This is a genomic window from Salinibacterium amurskyense, from assembly GCF_002797685.1.
Lineage (GTDB): Bacteria > Actinomycetota > Actinomycetes > Actinomycetales > Microbacteriaceae > Rhodoglobus > Rhodoglobus amurskyensis.
In genome coordinates this window covers 65,655-82,274 of the sequence record NZ_PGFH01000001.1, presented here as the reverse complement: position 1 = coordinate 82,274, position 16,620 = coordinate 65,655, and the positions used below count along the sequence as shown (strand labels likewise).

At 61.8% G+C, this 16,620-nt stretch carries 14 protein-coding genes; 8 read left to right on the top strand and 6 right to left on the bottom strand.

Features of this window, described 5'->3' with window-relative positions:
• Positions 1-64: 64 nt before the first annotated feature.
• The 3 genes from CLV85_RS00380 to CLV85_RS00370 form a co-directional block, all read right to left on the bottom strand.
• Positions 65-1,462, bottom strand: coding sequence for a rhamnulokinase (locus CLV85_RS00380; protein WP_100387647.1), 1,398 nt, complete (start codon positions 1,460-1,462; stop codon positions 65-67).
• Positions 1,459-3,495, bottom strand: a complete 2,037-nt coding sequence (locus CLV85_RS00375) for a bifunctional aldolase/short-chain dehydrogenase (RefSeq protein ID WP_100387646.1) — start codon at positions 3,493-3,495, stop codon at positions 1,459-1,461. Before CLV85_RS00375 ends, CLV85_RS00380 begins: the two co-directional genes overlap by 4 nt.
• Positions 3,496-3,577: 82 nt before the next feature.
• Positions 3,578-4,339, bottom strand: a complete 762-nt coding sequence (locus tag CLV85_RS00370) for a DeoR/GlpR family DNA-binding transcription regulator (protein WP_100387645.1) — start codon at positions 4,337-4,339, stop codon at positions 3,578-3,580.
• A gap of 232 nt (positions 4,340-4,571) precedes the next feature.
• Between CLV85_RS00370 and CLV85_RS00365 the strand changes: the two genes are divergently transcribed.
• From CLV85_RS00365 to CLV85_RS00335, 7 genes are all read left to right on the top strand, one after another.
• Positions 4,572-5,816, top strand: a complete 1,245-nt coding sequence (locus tag CLV85_RS00365; RefSeq protein WP_100389204.1) for a cupin domain-containing protein — start codon at positions 4,572-4,574, stop codon at positions 5,814-5,816.
• Positions 5,809-6,855: an aldose 1-epimerase family protein gene (locus tag CLV85_RS00360; protein ID WP_100387644.1), complete on the top strand. Its 1,047-nt coding sequence runs from the start codon at positions 5,809-5,811 to the stop codon at positions 6,853-6,855. Before CLV85_RS00365 ends, CLV85_RS00360 begins: the two co-directional genes overlap by 8 nt.
• On the top strand, positions 6,852-8,363 hold the full coding sequence (locus CLV85_RS00355) for a sugar ABC transporter ATP-binding protein (protein WP_100387643.1): 1,512 nt from the start codon (positions 6,852-6,854) through the stop codon (positions 8,361-8,363). Before CLV85_RS00360 ends, CLV85_RS00355 begins: the two co-directional genes overlap by 4 nt.
• The gene (locus CLV85_RS00350; protein WP_100387642.1) at positions 8,360-9,343 is read left to right on the top strand and encodes an ABC transporter permease; all 984 of its coding nucleotides are present in this window, start codon (positions 8,360-8,362) and stop codon (positions 9,341-9,343) included. Before CLV85_RS00355 ends, CLV85_RS00350 begins: the two co-directional genes overlap by 4 nt.
• Positions 9,340-10,362, top strand: a complete 1,023-nt coding sequence (locus tag CLV85_RS00345) for an ABC transporter permease (RefSeq protein WP_100387641.1) — start codon at positions 9,340-9,342, stop codon at positions 10,360-10,362. The genes CLV85_RS00350 and CLV85_RS00345 overlap by 4 nt, the downstream gene beginning before the upstream one ends.
• Positions 10,359-11,345, top strand: coding sequence for a sugar ABC transporter substrate-binding protein (locus tag CLV85_RS00340; protein ID WP_100387640.1), 987 nt, complete (start codon positions 10,359-10,361; stop codon positions 11,343-11,345). Before CLV85_RS00345 ends, CLV85_RS00340 begins: the two co-directional genes overlap by 4 nt.
• Positions 11,346-11,440: 95 nt before the next feature.
• Complete coding sequence (locus CLV85_RS00335) at positions 11,441-12,574, top strand: Gfo/Idh/MocA family protein (RefSeq protein ID WP_100387639.1); 1,134 nt, start codon at positions 11,441-11,443, stop codon at positions 12,572-12,574.
• On the opposite strand, the gene CLV85_RS00330 is transcribed toward CLV85_RS00335, so the two are convergent.
• Complete coding sequence (locus CLV85_RS00330) at positions 12,539-13,588, bottom strand: LacI family DNA-binding transcriptional regulator (RefSeq protein ID WP_100387638.1); 1,050 nt, start codon at positions 13,586-13,588, stop codon at positions 12,539-12,541. The genes CLV85_RS00335 and CLV85_RS00330 overlap by 36 nt on opposite strands.
• An 87-nt stretch (positions 13,589-13,675) precedes the next feature.
• On the bottom strand, positions 13,676-14,842 hold the full coding sequence (rhaI, locus tag CLV85_RS00325; RefSeq protein WP_100387637.1) for an L-rhamnose isomerase: 1,167 nt from the start codon (positions 14,840-14,842) through the stop codon (positions 13,676-13,678).
• A 230-nt stretch (positions 14,843-15,072) separates the two neighbouring features.
• Here rhaI and CLV85_RS00320 point away from each other — a divergent pair, with 230 nt between their 5' ends.
• Positions 15,073-16,095, top strand: coding sequence for a LacI family DNA-binding transcriptional regulator (locus tag CLV85_RS00320; protein WP_100387636.1), 1,023 nt, complete (start codon positions 15,073-15,075; stop codon positions 16,093-16,095).
• 29 nt (positions 16,096-16,124) lie between these two features.
• Here the strand turns inward: CLV85_RS00320 and CLV85_RS00315 are convergent, their stop codons facing one another.
• Complete coding sequence (locus CLV85_RS00315; protein ID WP_100387635.1) at positions 16,125-16,463, bottom strand: L-rhamnose mutarotase; 339 nt, start codon at positions 16,461-16,463, stop codon at positions 16,125-16,127.
• Between the last annotated feature and the right edge of the window lie 157 nt (positions 16,464-16,620).

Genomic DNA, 16,620 nt, shown 5'->3' with positions numbered 1-16,620 from the left:
TAAGCGCACACGAAGGCGCTGTGCATGCCGCGGGTAACTCCGGCGTGCACAGCGCCCCGGCGGTCTACTGCGAACGCGGCAAGTAGCGCTTCGGCGAAAACGCGGCAGCGACGAGGCTGCGCAAACTCTCCAACGAACCCTCGACGAAGCCTTGGGCGCGCGCCTGAACGAGCACGTTGCCAATAGCCGTGGCCTCCACGGGGCCGGCGAGCACCGGCATTCCACTGCGGTCCGCGATCAGCTGGCAGAGCAACTCGTTCTGCGAACCACCGCCGACGATATGGATGACCGACACCGACTTTCCGGAGAGGTCTGAAGCCGTGCGTACGGCATCCACGAAAGCAACGCTGAGGCTTTCGATGATGCTGCGCACAAACTCCACGCGCGATTGCGGCGCTGGCACATCGTGTTCGGTGCACCAGGCGGCGATGCGTTCGGGCATGCCGTCGGGGGCGAGAAAGCGGGCGTCGTTGGCGTCGAAGATCGGCACCGTCGTCGTGAGAGCGGATGCCGCCGCCAGCAGGTCGAGCAAGTCGACGCTGGCGTCTTCCTTCTGCCAGTCGCGCACGCATTCGCTCAGCAGCCAGAGGCCCATGACGTTGTGCAGGTAACGCACCCGTCCGTCCACACCGCCCTCGTTGGTGAAGTTCGCGGCCCGGCTGGCTTCGGTGAGCACGGGGGAGTTGAGCTCAACACCCACTAGCCCCCAGGTGCCACAGGAGATGTACGCGAAGTCGTCGTTCGTGGCCGGAACCGCGACGACAGCGGATGCCGTGTCATGCGATCCAACAGCGACCACGTCGGCACGGATGCCGAGCTCGTCGCGCACCGGCCCCAGCGTCGTGCCGGGAGTAACCAGCTCGGGGAAGAGGCTGCGGGAGAACCCGAGCTTCTCGATGAGCGCATCATCCCACTGGCCGGTCGCCAGATTCAGCAACCCGGTTGTCGAGGCGTTGGTCTGCTCGGCAACCTGACGCCCCGTCAACCAGTAGTTGATGAGGTCGGGGACGAGAAGGAAGCCGTCCACCTCGGCAAGGTTCTGCTCGGCAGCGAACTGGTACAGCGTATTAAAGGGAAGAAACTGCAGACCGTTCGACGCATACAACTCAGCATGATCGGCGATCGCGTGGACGCGCTCCACGCCCGCCGCCGTACGATCATCGCGGTAGTGGAACGGAGGGGCAACCATCTGCCCGCCCGCCATCAGCGCGTAGTCAACCGCCCACGAGTCCACGCCGATGCTCGACAGCTGCGGCTCTTCACGAACAGCAGCCGCCAAGCCAGCGAGAACACTCGAGTAGAGCGCATCAATGTCCCAGTGCAAGCCATCGGCGCGGCGAACTGGCCCGTTGGGAAAACGTGCAACGGGGCGAACCGAGAGCTCGTTGTGACCCACGTGGCCGAGCATGACTCGGCCACTGGTCGCACCCAGATCGACCGCGGCGATAACTTGTGCGTTCATCGGAGGAAGGCCGCCGCAACACCAGCATCAACGGGGATGTGGAGACCAGTGGTGTGGCTGAGGTCGGGGCCCGTGAGCACCGATACCGCGTTCGCCACGTTCTCCGGCAGAACCTCACGCTTGAGGATCGTGCGCTGAGCGTAGAACTTGCCGAGGTCGTCCTCTTCGATGCCGTAGGTCTTGGCGCGGTTGGCACCCCAGCCGGCGGCAAAGATTCCCGAACCGCGTACGACGCCGTCGGGGTTGATGCCGTTGACCTTCACGCCGTGCTCGCCCAGCTCGACTGCGAGGAGTCGCACCTGGTGAGCCTGGTCGGCCTTGGTGGCCGAGTACGCAATGTTGTTCGGGCCAGCGAAGACCGAGTTCTTCGACGAGATGTAGATGACGTCGCCACCCATTCCCTGATCGATCAGTACCGGCGCGGTCGCCTTGGAGACAAGGAACGAACCCTTGGCCATGATGTCGTGCTGGAAGTCCCAATCCTTCTCGGTGGTCTCCAGCAGCGGCTTCGAGAGTGAAACTCCGGCATTGTTCACCACGATGTCGATGCCACCGAAGGCGAGGACGGCATCCTGAACCATGCGGTCGATCGCTTCGGCGTCGGTCACGTTGACCTTGAGGCCGATGGCGACATCAGTGTTTCCGATTTCGGCGGCGGCGGCCTGAGCCTTCTCAAGGTCGAGGTCGGCGATAACGACGCAGGCGCCGTCCGCTGCGAGGCGGGTAGCGATGGCCTTACCGATTCCGGATGCTGCGCCAGTGACGAGAGCAACGCGCGTGGCGTGCGACTTGGGCTTGGGCATCCGCTGCAGCTTGGCTTCTTCGAGTGCCCAGTATTCGATGTTGAACTTCTCGGCGTCGCTGATGGGGGCGTAGCTCGAGATTGCTTCGGCGCCACGCATGACGTTGATGGCGTTCACGTAGAACTCGCCGGCAACGCGGGCGGTCTGCTTGTTCGCTCCGTAGCTGAACATTCCGACGCCGGGAACGAGAACGATGAGCGGGTCTGCGCCGCGGATCTCGGGGGAGTCGTCGGTGGCGAACTTGTCGTAGTACGCGGTGTAGTCCTTGCGGTACTCCTCATGGAGTTCCTTCAGACGCTCGATGCTCTTCTCGACCGACGCGTTAGCGGGCAGGTCGAGCAGCAGCGGCTTGACCTTGGTGCGCAAGAAGTGGTCGGGGCAGCTCGTGCCGAGAGCGGCGAGCTTGGGGGCGTTCGCCGAAGCGAGGAAGTCGAGAACGACGTCAGAGTCGGTGAAGTGACCGACCATGGGGCGATCGTGGCTCGCGATGCCGCGAATGGTTGCGGCAAGCGCGGCGGCCTTCTCGCGGCGCTCGGCCTCGGGAAGTGCAGCGTTCTTGGCAACGTTGCGACCGAACGGTGCCTTCTTGCCCTTCGCGGCGATGTACTCTTCGGCGGTCGTGACGATCCAGAGGCTGTTGGCTTCTGCTTCGTCGCTCGTGTCGCCCCACGCGGTGATGCCGTGGCCACCGAGGATGCAGCCGATCGCCTTCGGGTTCTTCGCCTTGATCTCGGCGATGTCGAGTCCGAGCTGGAAGCCGGGGCGACGCCAGCCAACCCACACAACTTGGTCGCCGAATGCCTTCTTGGTGAGCTTCTTGCCGTCCTTGGCGGTGGCGAAAGCAATTCCCGAGTCGGGGTGTAAGTGGTCGACGTGCGCAGCATCCACGAGTCCGTGCATGGCGGTGTCGATGGATGGCGCGGCGCCACCCTTGCCGTGCAGCGTGTAGTCGAACGCCGCCACCATTTCATCTTCGCGGTCAACGCCGGGGTAGACGTTGGTCATGGCGCGCAGGCGGTCGAGGCGCAGTACGGCGAGGCCTGACTCGGTGAGCGTCCCGAGGTCTCCGCCGGAGCCCTTCACCCACATGAGTTCGATGGGCTCGCCGGTAACCGGATCCGTTTCGGTGCCCTTGGCCGACGTGTTGCCGCCGGCGTAGTTGGTGACGCGTGGGTCAGAACCGAGGCGGTTCGACCGAGCGATGAGTTCAGCGGCAGTGGGGTTCGTCATGGAGGTATCCCGTATCGTCAGGTTTGTAAGTATTTGTGAAATCTAACAATAAATTACCAGAAGGTGCAAGGGAGCGTGCATGTTAGAGAAGCTCGACGTGCTCCCGGTAAGCATCCAGCCGGGAATCCCGCGGGTCGAGTTCGGTGATCAGCAAGCTCACGTCACGCAGGTTGAAGCTCACCGCGATCGACTGGTCGTCCAGCTTCGACGAATCGACGCAGAGAATCGTCTCGCGAGCGGCGCCGGCAAAGGCCTGCTTGACCTGACTCTCATCGAGCGATACCTCAGAGCTGCCGAGACTCGGGTCGACGGCGCTCGCCGAGGAGAAGAAGCGCGAGTACAGCACGGATGCCGCCCCCTGGCAGGCGAGAAGCCCCACCAGACTCTCGGTCTTCGGCTCGGACTCGCCGCCTGTGAGCACCCCGGTCACCCCCGGAATCGAGCGCAGGCAAATGAAGTTCTCGAACGAGTTGGTGACGACAGAAAGCCCATCACGCTGGCCGATCGTCGTAGCTATCGTGCCGGTCGTGGTGGAAGCGTCGAGCGCGATCGCTCCCGATTGCGGAATGAGCGCCAACGCTTTCGTGGCGATCACTTGCTTGGCGCGGGCACGCACGGCACGGCGTTCATCGAAGGGGCGCGGCCCCGAGATCGAGATCGCTCCGCCGCGTACCCGCCGCAGCAGCCCTTCGGCTTCCATCTCATCGAGATCGCGGCGCACGGTCATCGCCGAGACGGCGAGCTCGGCAGCGATGTCGTCGAGGCGCAGAGCGCCGTCGCGATTGAGGCGCTCCTGCAACATCGCTCGCCGTTGCTGTGCGCCCAGAGTGCCAATCGTCGCCATCGTGCTCCTCGGTGGTGTGTGAGATTTCATGTTACAACCCACGAAATTTCACACAAACGTTCGAGGGGCGCCCCCGCATCTGCACCAATGTGGTTGAGCGTTGACACTTTCCCGTCACGAGTGATAGGTTCACTGAACACCGGTTCATTGAACCAGAACTGAACTAGACACGGCAGAGCAGCCTGTGCGATTCGCCAAGCTGCCGCACCGGCTTGAAGAAGGAGAATCGCACATGGTCGATGGAGCGTACGAAAACGTCGCAAGCAGCGCATCCGGCATGGATCGCGCTCTCGAAGCTGGGCAGGGCATCGTTCAGCTCGCCCCCACCTGGGTTCCCCGCGCATTCTGCACTCCCGGTCGCCGTATCCGCCTTCACCCGGATGACTACTTCCCCTTCGCCCAGGGCCGGGGCGGCATCGATGAGCGCTGGCTCTCTTCCGCCGTTCGCGCCGACAACGGGCCTCTCACGGGAGCAAACGAAGGCCTCAGCCTCGTCGTTGACCCCGATGGTGGCGCACTGCTTCCCTTCGACGAATTCGTCGGACACCACAAGGGCGAAGCGATTGGTGAGCGTCTCTGGACGCAGCACGAGAAGTGGCCGATGTACTCGAAGTTCTTCGACAACCAGCAGGCGCTGCCTTTTCACGTGCACCACACGGATGAGAAAGCTGCGCTCGTAGACAAGCCCGGCAAGCCCGAGGCCTACTACTACTCGCCTCACATGAACAACCACTTGGGCGACCAGCCGATCTCGTTCCTCGGCTTCCAGCCCGAGGTCACCACTGATCAGGTGAAAGCCCGCCTCATGCGTTTCGGCGACGGTGGCGACAACCGCATCACCGATCTTTCGCGCGGCTACCGCACTCAGCTCGGCACCGGGTGGGACATCCCGTCGGGCGTTCTGCACGCTCCCGCCAGTATCTGCACCTACGAACCCCAAGCCGCCTGCGACGTCTTCTGCATGTGTGAGTCGTGGAGCAATAACCGCGAGGTTCCCGAGGAACTCCTGTGGAAGGACGTTCCGCCGGAGCACCACGGAGACTTCGACTTCATCATTTCCTTGCTCGACTGGGAGAAGAACACCGACCCCAACTTCGTGACGAACCGCTTCATGGCGCCGTACTCGACCGCGCAGTCGCTGGCTGATGGCGAGACCGCGTACGTTGAAAAGTGGATCGTGTACCGCTCGCCTCACTTCAGCGCGAAGGAGCTCACTGTTCGCCCGGGCCAGTCGGTGACGGTGACGGATGCTGATGCGTACGGTCTCATTGCCGTGCAGGGAACCGGAACGCTCGGCACCCACGACATCGCCGCCGCCACGCTCATCCGCTTCGGACAGCTCAGCCAAGACGAGTTCTTCGTCACCGAGTCGGCAGCTCGCGCCGGAGTTACCGTTACTAACCGCTCCGCTACCCAGGACCTCGTTATTCTCAAGCACTTCGGTCCCGAGAACGCCGAATTGGGACTCCATGTCTAACGTTTTTGGTCGCGAGGGAACGGCCCTGAGAGAACGCGTAGGTTCGCTCTCTCAGGTCGTTCGACTCGACAGCTTCGTGGAGGCCGAAGGGCCTGCGCGGGGTGCGCGCCGTCTGCGGATGGTGAACGGCAGCGGTATGGAGGTCGAACTTCATCCGGACCGGGCGCTCGACATCGGGCAGGTCACGTTCGACGGCATCCCCATCGCGTGGATCTCGCCGACCGAGATCACCGCCCCTGAAGCATTTGAACCCGAGGGCGCTGGTTGGTTGCGGACCTTCGGCGGCGGACTGCTCGCCACCTGTGGTCTCGACACGTTCGGGCCGGCTGGTGACGACGCGGGGCAGACTTTGGGATTGCACGGCCGCATCGGTGCGCAGAAAGCTCGCGTCATCCGAGCCGAAGCCAACGCCCGCGAAGTAGTGGTCAAGGCCGTTACTCGTCAGGCCGCTGTCTTTGGCGAGAACCTGACGCTGCAGCGCACGATTTCGGCTGAGGTCGGCGCGACGTCGTTCCTGCTCGAAGACACCGTGACCAACGAGTCATTCGCCGAGCAGCCGCACATGATTCTGTACCACATCAACCTCGGCTGGCCGCTGCTGTCAGAAAACACCATTGTCGATATTCCCTCCCGCGAAACCGTCGCCCGCGACGCCGAGGGAGAGAAGGGAATCGATACCTGGCAGACAGGCGCCGCGCCCACTCCCGGATTCGCCGAACAGGTTTTCCGCCACACGATCGGCGACGAGCCGGCGGCACAGGTACGTGTAACGAACCCCGATCTCGGTCTTGAACTGATTGTCGAGTTCTCCGGGCTGGAGCTCCCGTGGCTCTTCCAGTGGAAGATGGTCGGTCAGGGGCATTACGCCTTAGGCATCGAACCAACTAACACCGCCAACGTTTTCGGACGCAATGCAGCACGCGAGGCCGGCGAGCTCACCTCGATCCCTGCCGGGCAGAGCGTCAGCTACAGTGTGCGATTCACACTTCAGCGAACCAATGGATCAGACAGTGTTCGCGATGAGGGGAGTTCAGAATGACAACCGAGTCGACACCCGCAGTCGCTCTTCGGATGACCGGGATCACCAAATCCTTTCCCGGCGTGATGGCGCTTCAAGACGTTGATCTTGAGATCAACGAGGGCGAAGTGCATGCCATCGTCGGAGAGAACGGCGCTGGCAAGTCCACGCTGATGAAGATTTTGGCCGGTTTCTACCAGCCCGATAAGGGCGAGATCGAGGTCGGTGGTCGCAAAGCGACCCACTGGACCCCGCGCGAAGCCCGCAGCCGAGGTATCGGCATGATCTACCAAGAGCTCAACCTCGTTCCCGATCTTTCGGTGGCCGAGAACATCAGCTTGGGCGCGATGCCCAAGCGTGGTCCTTTCGTGGACTACCGCGCGATGAACGCGAAAGCTGCTGCGGTGCTCGACGAACTCGACACCGACATCGATCCGGGCACGCGTTTGGGCGACCTCTCTATTAGCCAGCAACAGCTGGTCGAGATCGCCAAGGTTGTCGCGCGCCAGCCGAACATTGTGGTGTTCGATGAACCGACATCGTCGCTGGGAGACAAAGAGACTCGCGTTCTCTTCGATGTCATCACCAAGATGCGTGACCGCGGCATCGCGATCATCTACATCAGTCACCGCCTTCAAGAGGTCATGGAAATCGGCGACCGGGTAACCGTTCTTCGCGACGGCCGCCACATCGAAACTCGGGACGTCGCGGGAATCACTCCCGATGAGATGGTCAGCCTCATGGTCGGTCGCGACCTCAACGAGATGTTCCCCAAATTTGATCTCGAGCTCGGCGAGCAAGTCTTGTCGGTTGTCGGCGCATCGCGTGCCGGTCAGTTCGACAATGTGACTCTGGATGTTCGCAAGCACGAGATCGTCGGGCTAGCAGGCCTCGTCGGCTCAGGCCGCACCGAAGTTGCTCGCGCACTGTTTGGGCTCGATCCGCTCGAAGAAGGCACCATCACCCTCGCGGGCAAGACGGTGAAGATCCGCTCGCCTCGTCAGGGGGTTGCCGCCGGGGTCGCTCTTGTTCCCGAAGACCGAAAGGGCCAAGGAATCATTCCGGGGTTGTCGGTTCGCGAAAACTTCACCCTGCCGGTGATCACGCGCATCACAAATGCCCTGCTCATCTTCTTGGGCAAGGAACGCAAGATCGTCACGGAGCTTGCCGACCGTCTCAAGGTCAACCCGCCCCAGGTCGAGCGTCCGCTCAACGTCTTCAGTGGGGGAAACCAGCAGAAGGTCGTTCTCGGCAAGTGGCTGCTCTCCGAACCGAAGCTGCTCATTCTCGACGAGCCAACCCGAGGTGTCGATGTGGGCGCTAAAGCTGACATCCATCACATCATTGGCGAATTCGCCCAAGACGGCGGCGGAGTACTCATGATCAGCTCCGAGCTGCCCGAACTGCTCGCAGTCTGCGATCGCATCTTCGTGTTGCACGAAGGCGTGATCTCGGCAGAAATTTCCCGCGCGGATGCAACCGAAGAGTCGGTCATGCGCGCCGCAACAGGTCAGGAGGTGGCCGCATGAATCAGCTCGTCGCACCCGCGAAAAGCCTCGACAAGAGCAAAACGCCCGGCGCACTGTTCAGTACGCTGAGCATCCCCATTGCAATTCTGGTGCTCGTCGTTATTGGGTCAGTTGCCTCACCGTCATTTCTGACGGTAAACAACCTGACCAACGTGCTCAACGCCAACTCGGCGGTGGGCCTCATCGCCCTCGGTATGACCTTCGTGATGGTCTCGGGAGGTCTCGCCGACCTCTCTGTTCCGGCCAACGTCGCCATGGGCGCCCTCGTCACCCTCGGTGCTCAAGAATCGATGGGCACCGGCCTCGCTGCGCTGATGGGCTTGCTCGTCGCGAGTATGGGTGGTGTCGTCAACGGCATCCTGATCGGCTACCTGCGCATCAACCCGATCATCGCGACTCTGGGCACCGGCTCGGTGCTCCTCGGCCTGAGCCAGCTGCTCGTCGGTGGTGGCATTGTGTACGCCCAGCCGAGCGCTCTCTCCACGTTCGTGAAGAGCAGCATCCTGGGCATCCCGGTGTTCATCTGGATCTTCATCTTCGTGGCCTTGATTCTGCATCCGCTGCTCGCCCGCACCTCGTTTGGTCGCTGGAGCCTTGCGGTCGGTGGCAACTACCAAGCAGCTCAGGCCAGCGCGGTTCCCGTGCGATTCACGAAGGCCGCCGCGTTTGCAATGACGGGCTTTCTCGCCGGACTGTGCGGAGTGCTTCTTGCTCTGAGCAACGGCCAAGCGCGCCCCATCATCGGTACCGGCTACGAGTTCGTGGCGATCACCGCAGTGGTGATCGGCGGAACGAGCGTCTTCGGCGGCAACGGTAGCGTGCTGCGCACCGTCGGCGGCGTGCTCATCACCGCCCTCATCGGCAACCTGATCATCTTGCTCGGCTTCCCCAGCCAAGCAACCGGACTCATCACGGGCGCCATTGTGCTCGGAGCCGTCGGCATCGACGCGTACTTTCGTCGGAAGGCAGGAAGACTGTGAAAAACTTCGACTTCGCTCTACTCGGTACCCGTGCGGTTCAGTACCGACTGGTCATCATGCTCGTTGCGGTCGCCGTTTTTGGCGGCCTGAGCCTCGACGACTTCCTCACCGTCAACACGCTCCAGTCGGTGCTCGACAGAGCAACGGTCGTCGGCTTCTTGGCACTCGGCCTTACGCCAGTGCTGATCGCGGGCCAGATCGACCTCTCTATTGGATCGATGATGTCGATGGCGGGCATCACCACGATCTTCATGCAGCCGGTCATCGGCAACGTTCCGGCCGCCGCCGCGGGTGTCGCCGTCGGCATTCTGATCGGTGCGGTCAATGCGTTGATGGTGGTGGTGTTCAAGATCAACTCGCTCGTCGCGACCTTGGCCACGCTGTTGATCTTCGCGTCACTTGCCCTGCTGCTCACGAACTCGTACCCGTTGAGTTCAGAAGACCCGATCTTCGGTCTTCCGTTGACAGCTGACTTCCTTTGGATACTCACACCACGATCGGCGATCTTCTTGACCGCTGCCGTGCTGATGTTCGTGTGGCTGAAGCTCACCCCCACCGGGCGCAACCTCTACGCGGTCGGCAGCGATGCTCCGGCAGCCACCTCAAGCGGCATCAACGCCAACGGGTACATTGCAACGTCCTTCATTCTGTCGGGCTTCTTTGCCGGGTTAGCAGGGATGATGCAGTCGCTGAGTACCGCCGCAGGGTCACCTGTTGCCGGTGCCGTCATGTTGATCCCCGCGATTACCGCTGTGGTCATCGGTGGCACGCGACTCGAAGGTGGCCGCGGCTCGTCGCTCGCCACCCTCGGCGGAGTGCTCGCCCTCGGCGCCCTCACGACAGCCCTTGAATACAACGGCGTTCCGTCGTACACCCAGGCCATCTACACCGGCCTTCTGCTGATCCTTCTGATCAGCCTCGACCGCATTGTCTCCGGACATGGCGGCGCATCTTCCCGCGCGCAGAGAAGCGTGAGGGTCGCACCAAGAAACACACCACTTCCTAGGAGGAACGCATGATTGCACGTCGTAATATCCTCGTCGCCTCGGCTGCTGCCACGCTTCTGTTCGCAGTAGCAGGCTGCACCGCCGCCGATTCAGGCACGGACTCAGCATCCGGCGACGCAGGCAGTGTCGAAGGCAAGAGCATTTGCTATGTCACGCTCGCCAACTCACACCCCTACGTCACCCCGGCTAACGAGGGCGCTCAGGCCGCTGCAGATGCAGCCGGCGTAGAGCTCACCATCGTCAGCGAAGAGTTCTCGGCTCAGACCGGCGCAGAACAGCTCAACTCCTGCGTCTCGCGCGGTGTTGACGGCATCCTGCTCTGGCCAGCAGACGAGAACAGCTACCTGCCTGGACTGCTCAAGGCAGAGCAGGCTGGCATCCCCGTTGTCGCCATCGACACCCGTGCCGGTGACGAGTCGATGGAGCTCATTCAGTCCTTCGCAGGCGCCGACAAGTACGACCAGGGCAAGATCAGCGCTCAGCAGCTCGACGGTGCCCTCGACAGCACTGGCGGCATCGTTGTTATTGCGGGCCAGGCCGGAAACGGTACTGAGATCGCCCGCAGTGGTGGCTTCCTCGACGAACTCGAAAGCATGGGTTCAGGGCTCGAGATTCTCGCCACGGTCAACGCTGACTTCGACCAGCAGAAGGCTCTCGTAGCTTCGCGCGACCTCATCACCAAGTTCGGTGACCAGATCAAGGGCGTTTACGCTCAGGACGACACGATGGCCAAGGGCTTCCTGCAGGCACTCGAAGAGAGCGGACTCGACTTCGTTCCGGTCGTTGTTGGCATCAACGGTGAGGCTGGAGCCTTCGACAACATCCGCGAAGGCAAGCAGTTCAGCACCATCCTGCAGCCTCCGTTCCGCAACGGTGAACTCGCCATCGAAACCCTCATCTCCGTGATGAAGGGTGAGACGGTTCCCGAGATGGTCCCGCTGGAGAACACCATCGTCGACATCGACAACGTTGACGACCTGGAGCCCGCCCTCTAAGTCGAGAGCGAGCAAGATTCTGTGGGGCCACGCTGAGAAGCGTGGCCCCACGTTCTTAACACCCCCATCCTTAACGACGAGGAGAGAGCAAGCGCATGAATAAGACGACTAAGACCGTGGGAATCGGACTCATCGGTGACGGCCTCATGGCAAAAGAGCATTCAATGGCGTGGCGAAATGTCCGTGCTGTTTTTGGGGATGTGGGGCTGGAGCCACGGCTCGTAGCGCTTGTTCATCCCACTCTCGAACGTGCTCAGGCTGCGGCCGAGCAGTACGGTTTCGAACGGGCATCCGATTCATGGCAGGACATCGTGAACGATCCCGAGATCGACATCATCAACATCGTTACCCCCAATGCCTTCCACGAAGAAGTGGCGATTGCGGCGGCACGCGCCGGCAAACACATCTGGTGCGAGAAGCCTTTGGCGCTCACCGTTGAGGGCGCTTTGGCCATGACCGAAGCAGCCGAAGCAGCGGGAGTCACCACTCAGGTCGGTTTCACCTACCTGCAGAACCCCGGTATCACCCTTGCTCGACAACTCATCGATGCGGGAGAGCTGGGCGAACTCATCTCCTTTACCGGCTTCTTCAGCGCTGACACCATGATCGACCCCGACGTGCCATTCACGTGGCGCACTGACCGGGCGCGGGCCGGTGGCGGAGCGCTCGGCGATCTCGGGTCGCACATGATCTCTCTCGCGCGTCACCTTGTTGGCGATGTTGCCCGGGTGAGCGGCATGACGAAGATCGTTGTCCCGGAGCGCAATGACGCTGACGGCATCCGGCACACCGTTGACAACGACGACTACTCGTTGTCGCTGCTCGAATTTGCGAATGGGGCTATTGGCTCAATGCAGGCAAGCCGCGTAGCCGTGGGGCGTGCCTTTGAAGTGTCGTTTACGCTCACCGGCACCCGCGGCGCCATCCGCTTCAGTCAGCAAGACAGCCACAAACTCGAGGTTTCGCTCGACTCTGATGGACTCGACTCGCACGGCTTCCGCACGATTGAACTGGGGCCGAGGCATGGCGACTACGCAGCGCTGTGGCCGATGTCGGGAATCAACATCGGGCTGCACGAACTCAAGATTTTTGAGGTCAAGAAGTTTATCGATGCCATCGTTGCGGGCACTTCGTCGTCGCCCGATTTCCGTGAGGCGTGGGAGATTCAGAAGGTAATCGACGCTGTCGAAAAATCAGACCAGCAGCGCGCTTGGTGCGCTGTCTCGTAGCTTCGGCGACGGGCCCGTGGATGCTCGCACAATGAGTTCGGGCTCGAAGATGACGTGCTCGTGCTCATGGGATGCACCCTGCTCGATCTCGTCGAGAATCATCCGCACCGCGGTGCGGCCGAGTTCCTCTCGCGGCTGACGAACAGTCGTGAGGGGAACCGTGGCGGCGCTGGCCCAATCGAGGTCGTCAAAGCCGATGATGGAGATCTCGTCGGGCACTGAGATGCCGTCGAGCACAAACTCTTGAAGCACACCGAGGGCGAGCATGTCGTTGGCGCAGAAGACTGCGGTCGGGCGCTCGTCGCGGGGGCGTTCAGCGATGAGCCTGCCGGCGTGACGGCCTTCGGCAAACTTCCATGAGGGAACGTCGATGCGTTCAATGTCGGATGGGGCGAGCCCCGCTTTCGTAGCGGCGGCGGTGAGACCGTTGAAGCGCTCGTCGACCTGGCGAGAGATGGCAGATCCGCCCACAAAAGCGATCCGGGTGTGGCCGAGGTCGAGCAGATGTTCTCCGGCGATCTTTCCACCGGCAAAGTCGTCGGTGGCGAGCGAGCAGCAGGGGTGGTCACCCGAGATGCGGTCCACGTAGACCACGGGCACGCCGCGTGCAATGAGTTCCTCGAGGCGAGGGTTGCGTTCATCGACCGGGGTGATCATGATGCCGTGCACGCGTTGTTGCACGAGCAGGTCGAGGTTCTGTTGTTCACGGGCGGGGTCTTCGCCGTTGTGAACGATTACCACTCCAACGCCGAATTCCTTAGCGGCGGCTTCAGCGCCGAGGGCGACATCGACGAAGAAGGGGTTGCCCATGTCGGCGAGAGCGAAGCCCAGCGTTCGTTCGCGTCCGGGGCGATACTGGCGGGCGTTGGCGACGGGAACAAACTCGAGCTCTTTGATCGAGTTCAGCACCTTTTCGCGTGTCGCAGCGTTGACGTAGCTCGGGCGATTGAGTACGTTGCTGACAGTGCCCGCGGACACTCCCGCGTGCCGCGCCACGTCCCGAATGTTCGCCATTGTGCCTTCCGCTGCCTTTGATTCAATGAACCAAACCCAGAGTAAGCGTACACCCCATTAATGCTGGCCGCAGGCTACTTAAGCCGCCTAGGCTCCCCATCCAGCCTGAACGCCACCAACGCGCTCTTCGGCGATCTTCTGCTGGTAACCGGATGCTGCGTACGCCGCCATCGGGTCGGCGGGCAGGCCGCGCGACTCGCGCCAAGCAGCAAGGTCAGCGCGCACGTCGGTGTAGAAGGCATCCATCAGAATGCCGTTGGCACCGAGAACATCACCGGCGTCTTGCGCAGCGGTGAGAGCATCCGAATCGACGAGCAGTGCACGAGCGGTCATCTCCTGCACGTTGAGCACCGAACGCATCTGACCGGGAACCTTGTCTTCAACGTTGTGGCACTGATCGAGCATGAAAGCCACGCCGCTGTCGGCACCGTAGCCGCCGCCGCGAACGACCTCGTAGAGGATACGGAACAGCTGGAAGGGGTCGGCGGCACCCACGATGAGGTCGTCATCGGCGTAGAAGCGCGAGTTGAAGTCGAAGGAACCGAGCTTGCCGAGGCGTAGCAACTGCATCACGATGAACTCGATGTTGGTGCCGGGGGCGTGGTGGCCCGTGTCGAGGCACACGAGAGCGCGCTCGCCGAGCGCGGCTACTTGCGCGTAGCTGGTTCCCCAGTCCGGGACATCCATGTGGTAGAAAGCGGGCTCGAAGAACTTGTACTCGAGCACCATGCGCTGCTCGTCGCCGAGGCAGTCGTAGATCTTTTGCAGGGAGTCGGCAAGGCGATCTTGGCGACCACGGATGTCGGCCTGGCCGGGGTAGTTGGAACCGTCAGCGAGCCAGATCTTGAGGTCGCGCGAACCCGTCTGATCCATCACATCGATGCACTCGAAGTGGTGGTCGATCGCCTTCTGGCGAATCGTGGGATCGACGTGAGTGAGCGAACCGAACTTGTAGTCATCGTCTTGGAAGGTGTTCGAGTTCACCGTACCGAGGTCAACGCCGTGGTCGTTGGCGAAGGTGCGCAGGGCGGTGTAATCGTCAACCTTGTCCCATGGGATGTGGAGGGCAACTGTCGGCGAGAGTGCCGTGTACTTGTTGACCTGAGCAGCGTCCGCAATCTTCTCTTCGGGGGTGCGAGGCGTTCCGGGAGTGCCGAAAACCTTGAAACGGGTGCCGGAGTTGCCGAATGCCCAGGAGGGAAGTTCGATGGCCTGCTCTTCGAGGCGGGCTGCGATGGAGCTGAAGCTGGTCACTGCTGTTCCTTTGTTCTGCGGGTGATGACGGGCAACGCTCGGACGTCGAGTGTGCGGTGTCTCACTCATCAACTCTTCATTGAATCGTTTTAACTATGCAGGTCGAGAATAAGGTCTTGTGCGGGTTTTCGTCAAGGTGCAGCGATTCCGTGCCACTATTGAACGATTCAAAATCTAACCAGCGATCAGACAATAACTGGGCAGCGACGTGGCTGAGAAAGCAGGAAAGCATGAGTGGGGTCAGCGTTAAAGATGTTGCTCGCCATGCGGGCGTTTCAGTGGGCACCGTTTCTAACGTTATGAACCATCCGTCAAAGGTTGCGCCGGCAACGGTTACTAAAGTTCAGCAGTCGATCAATGATCTCGGTTTCGTGCGTAATGATGCTGCCCGTCAGCTGCGGGATGGTCACAGTAAGACGGTCGGTCTTGTCGTTCTTGACGTACGAAATCCTTTCTTCACCGATGTCGCCCGTGGCGCCGAAACCCGCGCGGCCCAAGAGGGGCTTTCGGTCATTCTCGGAAACAGTGACGAAGACCCTGCGCGCGAGCGGGCCTACCTCGAACTATTTGAGCAACAGCGCTCGCACGGGGTATTGATCTCGCCGATCGGTGATATTACTGCCCGGCTTGGCGCGCTTCGGGCGCGGGGCATCCCTGCCGTGCTCGTTGACCGGGCGAGCCCCGACCGCACTTTCAGCTCCGTGACGGTGGATGATGTGGCCGGCGGGCGAATGGCCGTAGAGCACTTGATCTCCGAAGGACGCACACGCTTGGTCTTTGTCGGGGGGCCGCTCTCGATTCGCCAGGTTGCCGACCGCCTCGAAGGTGCAGAGCTCGCCGCACGGGCTCACCCGGAGGTCTCCCTCGAGCTCGTGACTCTCGATTCGCTCAGTGTGATCGCTGGCCGCAAAGCGGGCGCTGAAATTGCCGCGCGCGCCGAACTGCCCGATGCGATTTTTGCGGCGAACGATCTGGTCGCGATGGGAGTGCTGCAAGCGCTCATGCTGCAGGGCTCGAATGTTCGGGTGCCCGAAGACATAGCCCTTATCGGCTATGACGACATCGACTTCGCCGCCGCCGCGGTGGTTCCGCTCTCGTCGATCCGCCAGCCGGCAGGGATGATCGGCCACACGGCATTGGAGATTCTGCTGGAAGAAGTGGCGAATCCGGATGCGTCTCCGCGCCACGTGGAGTTCCAGCCTGAGCTAGTCGTGAGGCGCTCGACGTCGGCTAGCGCCGTCGACGCTGTTTGACGCGGCGCTCGCTGTCTGACGCGCTGTTGCTAGTGTGCGGCGGCGAGCTGGTCGGCGAGGTTGAACACCTCGGGGAGCGTTGTTGCGACCTGATCGGGGCGACCATCGAGGGCAACAAAGAACTCTGCCATTTCCGCTTCCCACTCGGCGGCGATCGCGCTGCGGTCGAGGTAGGCCTGGGATGCTTCGACCGAGTCTGTCTCGTAGTAGCCGATGAGCATTCCATCGGGGCGAACGAAGAGGGAGTAGTTGCGGCGACCGGATGCTTCGATCTCCTCGAGCATGCGGGGCCAGACGGGAGTGTGGCGCGCGAGGTACTCCTCGAGTCGTTCGGGTCGCACCTGCAGTTGGAAGCACACGCGGGTCATGATGGCCTTTCGCTGAAACGTTTTAGAGTGTGTGCCGAGACTAGAGCGATCAATCTTCGTCCGTCAACATCTGTACGTTTCCTTGTGTTTACTCGGATTTTGAGGGGGGCCGGGTGTCGATTCGGTTGCTGGGGTTGACGAGAGCGGTGCATCCCAC

Bases quoted from the DNA above. Each gene is read 5' to 3' on its own strand.
- CLV85_RS00380 (WP_100387647.1), bottom strand. From the start codon at position 1,462: ATGAACGCACAAGTTATCGCCGCGGTCGATCTGGGTGCGACCAGTGGC.
- CLV85_RS00375 (WP_100387646.1), bottom strand. From the start codon at position 3,495: ATGACGAACCCCACTGCCGCTGAACTCATCGCTCGGTCGAACCGCCTC.
- CLV85_RS00370 (WP_100387645.1), bottom strand. From the start codon at position 4,339: ATGGCGACGATTGGCACTCTGGGCGCACAGCAACGGCGAGCGATGTTG.
- CLV85_RS00365 (WP_100389204.1), top strand. From the start codon at position 4,572: ATGGTCGATGGAGCGTACGAAAACGTCGCAAGCAGCGCATCCGGCATG.
- CLV85_RS00360 (WP_100387644.1), top strand. From the start codon at position 5,809: ATGTCTAACGTTTTTGGTCGCGAGGGAACGGCCCTGAGAGAACGCGTA.
- CLV85_RS00355 (WP_100387643.1), top strand. From the start codon at position 6,852: ATGACAACCGAGTCGACACCCGCAGTCGCTCTTCGGATGACCGGGATC.
- CLV85_RS00350 (WP_100387642.1), top strand. From the start codon at position 8,360: ATGAATCAGCTCGTCGCACCCGCGAAAAGCCTCGACAAGAGCAAAACG.
- CLV85_RS00340 (WP_100387640.1), top strand. From the start codon at position 10,359: ATGATTGCACGTCGTAATATCCTCGTCGCCTCGGCTGCTGCCACGCTT.
- CLV85_RS00335 (WP_100387639.1), top strand. From the start codon at position 11,441: ATGAATAAGACGACTAAGACCGTGGGAATCGGACTCATCGGTGACGGC.
- CLV85_RS00330 (WP_100387638.1), bottom strand. From the start codon at position 13,588: ATGGCGAACATTCGGGACGTGGCGCGGCACGCGGGAGTGTCCGCGGGC.
- CLV85_RS00320 (WP_100387636.1), top strand. From the start codon at position 15,073: ATGAGTGGGGTCAGCGTTAAAGATGTTGCTCGCCATGCGGGCGTTTCA.
- CLV85_RS00315 (WP_100387635.1), bottom strand. From the start codon at position 16,463: ATGACCCGCGTGTGCTTCCAACTGCAGGTGCGACCCGAACGACTCGAG.